The 6,386-nt window shown below is 71.2% G+C and carries 5 protein-coding genes; 3 read left to right on the forward strand and 2 right to left on the reverse strand.

Features of this window, described 5'->3' with window-relative positions; genetic code table 11:
- The first annotated feature begins 112 nt into the window (after positions 1-112).
- Positions 113-1,102: an ArsA-related P-loop ATPase gene (locus tag L7D48_RS23885; protein ID WP_237882337.1), complete on the forward strand. Its 990-nt coding sequence runs from the start codon at positions 113-115 to the stop codon at positions 1,100-1,102.
- A 59-nt stretch (positions 1,103-1,161) separates the two neighbouring features.
- Positions 1,162-2,439 carry an ArsA family ATPase gene (locus tag L7D48_RS23890; RefSeq protein WP_237882343.1) on the forward strand — a complete coding sequence of 426 codons (1,278 nt, stop codon included), beginning with the start codon at positions 1,162-1,164 and terminating at the stop codon, positions 2,437-2,439.
- 109 nt (positions 2,440-2,548) lie between these two features.
- Here L7D48_RS23890 and L7D48_RS23895 read toward each other — a convergent pair whose 3' ends face one another.
- Positions 2,549-2,908: a WhiB family transcriptional regulator gene (locus L7D48_RS23895; RefSeq protein ID WP_237882339.1), complete on the reverse strand. Its 360-nt coding sequence runs from the start codon at positions 2,906-2,908 to the stop codon at positions 2,549-2,551.
- A 396-nt stretch (positions 2,909-3,304) separates the two neighbouring features.
- Between L7D48_RS23895 and L7D48_RS23900 the strand changes: the two genes are divergently transcribed.
- Entirely contained in the window at positions 3,305-5,731 is a 2,427-nt protein-coding gene (locus tag L7D48_RS23900; RefSeq protein WP_237882341.1) for a transglycosylase domain-containing protein, read from the forward strand.
- A gap of 114 nt (positions 5,732-5,845) precedes the next feature.
- Here L7D48_RS23900 and L7D48_RS23905 read toward each other — a convergent pair whose 3' ends face one another.
- Positions 5,846-6,310, reverse strand: coding sequence for a GatB/YqeY domain-containing protein (locus tag L7D48_RS23905; protein ID WP_101258496.1), 465 nt, complete (start codon positions 6,308-6,310; stop codon positions 5,846-5,848).
- Between the last annotated feature and the right edge of the window lie 76 nt (positions 6,311-6,386).

The raw sequence follows: 6,386 nt of genomic DNA on the forward strand, positions 1-6,386 counted from the left end.
CGGTGTCCCCGGTGTCCCCCGCCGTCCCGGTCCGTCTCCGCCGGAGCCCGGGCGCACCTCCATGGCCCATCCGCACGCGTACTCCCCCCGCCCGGTGGTTAGGCTCCGAAGGGTGAGCAGGCTGCATGTGGTGACCGGCAAGGGCGGGACCGGAAAGACGACGGTCGCCGCCGCACTCGCGCTCGCTCTCGCCGAGGAGGGCAAACGCACGCTCCTGGTGGAGGTCGAGGGGCGGCAGGGCATCGCCCAGCTCTTCGAGACCGAGGCGCTGCCGTACGAGGAGCGGAAGATCGCCGTCGGGCCGGGCGGCGGCGAGGTGTACGCGCTGGCCGTCGACGCGGAGAAGGCGCTGCTGGACTACCTGCAGATGTTCTACAAGCTCGGCGGCGCGGGGCGTGCCCTGAAGCGGCTCGGCGCGATCGACTTCGCCACCACCATCGCACCCGGCGTGCGCGACGTCCTGCTCACCGGCAAGGTCTGCGAGGCGGTGCGCCGCCGCACCCGCGGCGGCGGCTTCGTCTACGACGCGGTGGTCATGGACGCGCCGCCCACCGGCCGGATAACCCGCTTCCTCGGCGTCAACGACCAGGTGGCCGGGCTGGCCCGGGTCGGCCCGATCCACAACCAGGCCCAGGCCGTGATGCGGGTGCTCAAGTCCTCCGAGACCGCCGTGCACCTGGTGACCCTGCTGGAGGAGATGCCCGTCCAGGAGACCGTGGACGGGGTCGCCGAACTGCGCGCCACCGGGCTGCCGGTCGGCGGCGTGTTCGTCAACATGACGCGGCCGGCGGTACTGGACCGGACGGCGGTGCGGGCCGCGCAGGAGTCCCGCACCGAGCTCGCCAAGGCGCTGTCCCGGGCGGGTCTGGGCGGCGCCCGGCGCGGCGGCAAGGCCGAGCAGCTGATCGACCCGCTGCTGCGCCAGGCCCACGAGCACGCCGAGCGGCTGGCGCTGGAGGGCGAGTTGCGATCGGAGATAGCCGGGCTGGAACTGCCCGCGTACGAACTGGAGCTGCTGGCCGAGGGCGCCGACCTGCCCGGCGTCTACCTGCTCGCCGGCGAGCTGCGCGAACAGCTGCTTGAACAGGGGGTCGCCAGGTGACGGCACGGACGGCCGAATCGGGTGCGGTACAGACGCAGACGCACGGACAGGCTCCCGGGCTGGGCACGCTTCCGGTGCTGGACGTCGACGCGCTGATCGACGACCCCGGCACCCGGATCGTGGTCTGCTGCGGCGCGGGCGGCGTGGGCAAGACGACGACGGCCGCGGCCCTGGGCGTACGCGCGGCCGAGCGCGGCCGGAAGGTCGTCGTCCTCACCATCGACCCGGCCCGCCGGCTGGCCCAGTCGATGGGCCTGACCGAGCTGGACAACACCCCGCGCCGGGTCGATGGCGTCGACGGCGCGCCGGGCGGCGAACTGCACGCGATGATGCTCGACATGAAGCGGACCTTCGACGAGATCGTCGAGGCCCACACCGACCCCGAGCGGGCCCGCGCGATCCTGGAGAACCCCTTCTACCAGTCGCTGTCGGCCGGCTTCGCGGGGACGCAGGAGTACATGGCCATGGAGAAGCTCGGCCAGCTCCGCGCGGGCGACGAGTGGGACCTGATCATCGTGGACACCCCGCCGAGCCGTTCCGCACTGGACTTCCTGGACGCGCCCAAGCGCCTGGGGTCGTTCCTGGACGGGCGGTTCATCAGGCTGCTGACAGCTCCGGCGAAGGCAGGCGGCCGGGCGGGCCTGAAGTTCGTGAACCTGGGCGTGTCCGGGCTGTCGGTGTTCACCGGACTGCTCAACAAGCTGCTGGGCACGGGGCTGCTGCGCGACATGCAGACGTTCGTGGCGGCGATGGACACGATGTTCGGCGGCTTCCGCACCCGCGCCGACGCCACGTACCGGCTGCTCCAGGCGCCGGGCACGGCGTTCCTGGTGGTGGCGGCCCCGGAGCGCGACGCGCTGCGCGAGGCGGCGTACTTCGTCGAGCGGCTGGCCGCGGACCGGATGCCACTGGCGGGACTCGTGCTGAACCGGATGCACGGCAGCGAGGCGGCCCACCTCAGCGCGGAGCGGGCGCTGGCGGCCGCGGAGAACCTCGAGGAGGACGGCATCGTCGATCCCCCCGACGGGAAGGAGGGCGACGAGCTGTCCACCCCGGACTCCGGGGACGACTCCGGCGACGGCTCCGGCGGCCTCCCCGAGGACTCCCCCTCGGCTCCCGCCACGGCCGAGCGGCTGGCCGCGGGCATGCTGAGGCTGCACGCGGAGCGGATGCACGTCCTGGCGCGCGAGCGGCGCACGCGCGACCGCTTCGCCGCGCTGCACCCGGAGGTGCCGGTGGCCGAGGTCGCCGCGCTGCCGGGCGATGTGCACGACCTGGAGGGGCTGCGGGCGATCGGCGGGCGCCTGGCGGAGCAGCCCGGCGTCGAGCCCGCCTAGGCGTGCTGTTCGGACAGGTTGGTGACACGGCCGGCCTGCCGGCCCAGCGTTCCGCGCGCCGGCGCCCTGGGCGCCTCCGCCGGGCCCTGCTGGGGCCCGGAGAACGGTTTCAGCCCGCGGCGGCGTAGTCGCCGCTGTACCGCCGCGCGTCGTGCTCGCGCATCTCGACCTCCACGGGCAGCAGACCCGCACTGCGCTCGTACTCGGTGCGCGCGGTCTCCAGCAGCCGCCGCCAGGAGGTGACCGTCGGGCGGCGGCGCAGCAGCGCTCTCCGTTCCCGCTCGGTCATCCCGCCCCAGACGCCGAACTCCACACGGTTGTCCAGGGCGTCGGCCAGGCACTCGGTGCGCACCGGACATCCGGTGCAGACCGCCTTGGCGCGGTTCTGCGCCGCCCCTTGTACGAACAGTTCATCCGGATCCGCAGTGCGGCAGGCCGCCTGCGCGCTCCAGTCGGTAACCCAGCCCATGCCGGCGCCGTCCTCTCCCGAATCGAGGCTCCCCCACGGCGGCAGACGGCATATTCACCGCTGCCAGGGCAGGACGTTACGGAAGGTGGCCAGGGTGCAACACCCCCGACGGGCCCAATCTTGAATGGCCCGAACGGACTATGCGTGCGTGGCAGATCACCCAACGGAGTGACTGAAGAACGATCTCGACCCATCGCCCGAAAACAGACATCCGGCGCATATCCCAAGAGGTCGAGACCGGACGTTCCCTGACACTGGATTGCAATTCGGTCACATCTCAACACCCGATGGAGTGAACCGCGAGTTGACAAGGAACCGAACGACCGTGTCAGACGTGATACAGCGTAGGCGAACACACGCACACCTGTCCGGCGATTGAGAACGTAGGCTGCCCTCATGCCAAACAAGCGCTCGGGTGGCGGGCTGTCCGGGACCCAACAGGCCGCCAAGCTCCTCGGCGTCAGCGTGCTCTCGGGAGCGGTGCTGGCGGGCATCGCGCTGCCCGTGGCCGGCGGCCTCGGGCTGGCCGCCAAGGGCACCGTCGAGAGCTTCGACGAGATCCCCATGGACTTCAAGCGCCCCCCGCTCAGCCAGAAGAACAGGATCCTCGACTCCGAGGGCAACCTGATCGCGACCGACTACTACCGCGACCGCACGGTGGTGCCGCTGAAGAAGATCAGCCCCACCATGCGGAAGGCGATCGTCGCGATCGAGGACTCCCGCTTCTACGAGCACGGCGCGATCGACCTCAAGAGCGTGATGCGCGCCCTGAACAGGAACGCGCAGCAGGGCGGGGTCGCCGAGGGCGGCTCCACCCTCACCCAGCAGTACGTCAAGAACGTCTTCGTGGAGCAGGCCGGCGACGACCAGGAGAAGGTCGCCGAGGCCACCCAGCAGACCATCGGCCGCAAGATCCAGGAACTGAAGTACGCGATCAGGATCGAGGAGGAGCTCAGCAAGGAGCAGATCCTCGAGAACTACCTCAACATCACGTTCTTCGGCCAGCAGGCTTACGGCATCGAGGCCGCGGCCCGGCGCTACTTCTCCAAGAACGCCGCCGACCTGGAGCTCCACGAGGCGGCGCTGCTGGCCGGGCTCGTCCAGTCCCCCACCTACTACGACCCCGTCAACTACCCCGACCGGGCGGTCAAGCGCCGCAACATCGTGCTCAACCGCATGGCCGAGACGGGCGCGGCCACCAAGGCGGACGTCGCGGCGGCCAAGAAGAAGGACCTGGGCCTCAAGGTCAGCAAGCCCAGGAGCGGCTGCATCACCGCCACCGACAAGGCGGGCTTCTTCTGCGACTACGTCCGCAAGGTCATTCTGACCGACCCCGCCTTCGGCAAGACCGAGGAGGAGCGCAAGGACCTCTGGAAGCGCGGCGGCCTGACGGTCCGCACCACGCTCTCGCCCAAGGCACAGAGGGCCGCCGCGGAGGCCGCCACCAGCAAGGTGTACAAGGACGACCCCGTGGCCGCCTCCGTCGTCCAGGTCGAGCCCGGCACCGGGAAGATCCTGTCGATGGCCCAGAGCCGCCCGTACGGCCTGGACCAGAGCAAGAACCAGACCCTGCTCAACCTCGCGGTCGACAACTCCATGGGCGGCAGCACCCACGGCTTCCAGGTCGGTTCCACCTTCAAGCCGATCATCGCCGCCGCCGCGATGGCCGACGGCATCAGCCCCGCGAGCACCTACAAGAGCGACTGGAAGACAGCCTTCGACCTGGGGGACTTCAAGGTCTGCGGCAACAAGCCCTACGGCAGCGGCAGCTGGGACGTGCAGAACGAGCTGGAGTCCGAGAAGGGCACCTGGGACATGACCGGCGCCCTCAGCAAGTCGATCAACACCTACTTCGTCGATCTGGGCCAGAAGGTCGGCCTGTGCGACGTCGTGGAGACGGCCGGGAAGATGGGGGTCCACCTCGGCAGCGGCAAGCCCGTCGAACAGAAGCCGGCGATGCTCCTGGGCGGACAGAACATCAGCCCCCTGACCATGGCCGCCGCGTACGCCACGTTCGCCGACCGCGGCACCTACTGCTCGCCGGTCGCGATCGAGAAGGTCACCGACGCCGATGGCAAGAAGCTCCCGGTCCCCAGGACCAAGTGCGAACGGGCGATGTCCGAGCACATCGCGGACTCCATCAACAAGATGCTCAAGGGCGTGGTGGAGGACGGCACCGGGACGCGGGCGGGCCTGACCGACCGCGACAACGCGGGCAAGACCGGTACGACGGACGGCCGCAAGGACGCCTGGTTCGTCGGCTACACCCCGAACCTCTCCACCGCCGTCTGGGTCGGCGATGACATCGGCGACCCGCAGGAGATGTACGACATCACCATCGGCGGCCAGTTCTACGCCAAGGTCTGCGGCGGCTGCCTGCCCGGTCCCATCTGGAAGACCGCGATGACCGGGGCACTGCAGGGCGAGCCCGTCGAGTCCTTCAACGATGTCCGGGTGCCGCGGGCCGACACCGGTGGCGAGAAGGACCGGGGCCGCGGCGGGGACGACGACAAGCCCGGCGACCGCCGTCCCGGCAACCCGTTCCCCGACATCTCCCTCCCGCCCGGCGTCATCGGCGGAGGCGGCAACGGGGGCCCCGGCGGGGGCGGAGGCGCCAGCACCATGGGCGGCACCACCGACGGCGCCACGGTCGGCACCTCCGTGGGTGGCGTGACGGGCGGTGGCACCGGCGGTGACACAGGCGGCGACAGCATCGGCGCCACCTCCACCACCGGGGGCTGGGACGCCGGCGGCGGCAACGGCACCAACGGCAACGGGGGTTGGCAGACCTCCGGCCAGGACGGCGGCTGGACCCCGCGGTAGCCGACGCGGCTCGCGCGGAGGACAAGCACATGGACACACCGGAGGGGCCCCGCACCGGGGCCCCTCCGCCGTTCCTCCGCCTGCCCGCGGACCTGTGGATCCGCGGGCCCGCGGTCAGCCCGCCAGGCGCTTCTTGACGGCTGCGGCCACCCGGCCGCCCTCCGCGCGTCCCGCCACCTTCGGGTTCACGATCTTCATCACGGCGCCCATGGCCCTCGGCCCCTCGGCCCCGGCCGCCCTGGCCTCCGCCACGGCCTCGGCCACCAGCGCGTCCAGTTCCTCGTCGGTGAGCTGCTTGGGCAGGTACTCGGCGAGCACCTCGCCCTCCGCGCGCTCCCGCTCGGCCTGCTCGGCGCGCCCGCCCTTGGCGAACGCGTCCGCCGCCTCGCGCCGCTTCTTGGCCTCACGGGTGATGATCTTCTCGACCTCGGCGTCGGACAGTTCACGGGCGCTCTCGCCCGCCACCTCCTCCTTCTGGATCGCGGTCAGCGTGAGGCGGAGGGTGGAGGAGCGCAGCTCGTCGCGCGCCCTGATCGCCGCGGTGAGGTCGTCCTGGAGCCGGGTCTTGAGCGTGGTCATGTCGGAAGTGTGCCAGGAGGTGGAGCCCGACGCCCACCGCATTGTGCCGCGCCGCCTCCGGCCCCCTCCCTCATCC

It is taken from the genome of Streptomyces sp. ICN903 (genome assembly GCF_022015835.1).
Classification (GTDB): domain Bacteria; phylum Actinomycetota; class Actinomycetes; order Streptomycetales; family Streptomycetaceae; genus Streptomyces; species Streptomyces fenghuangensis.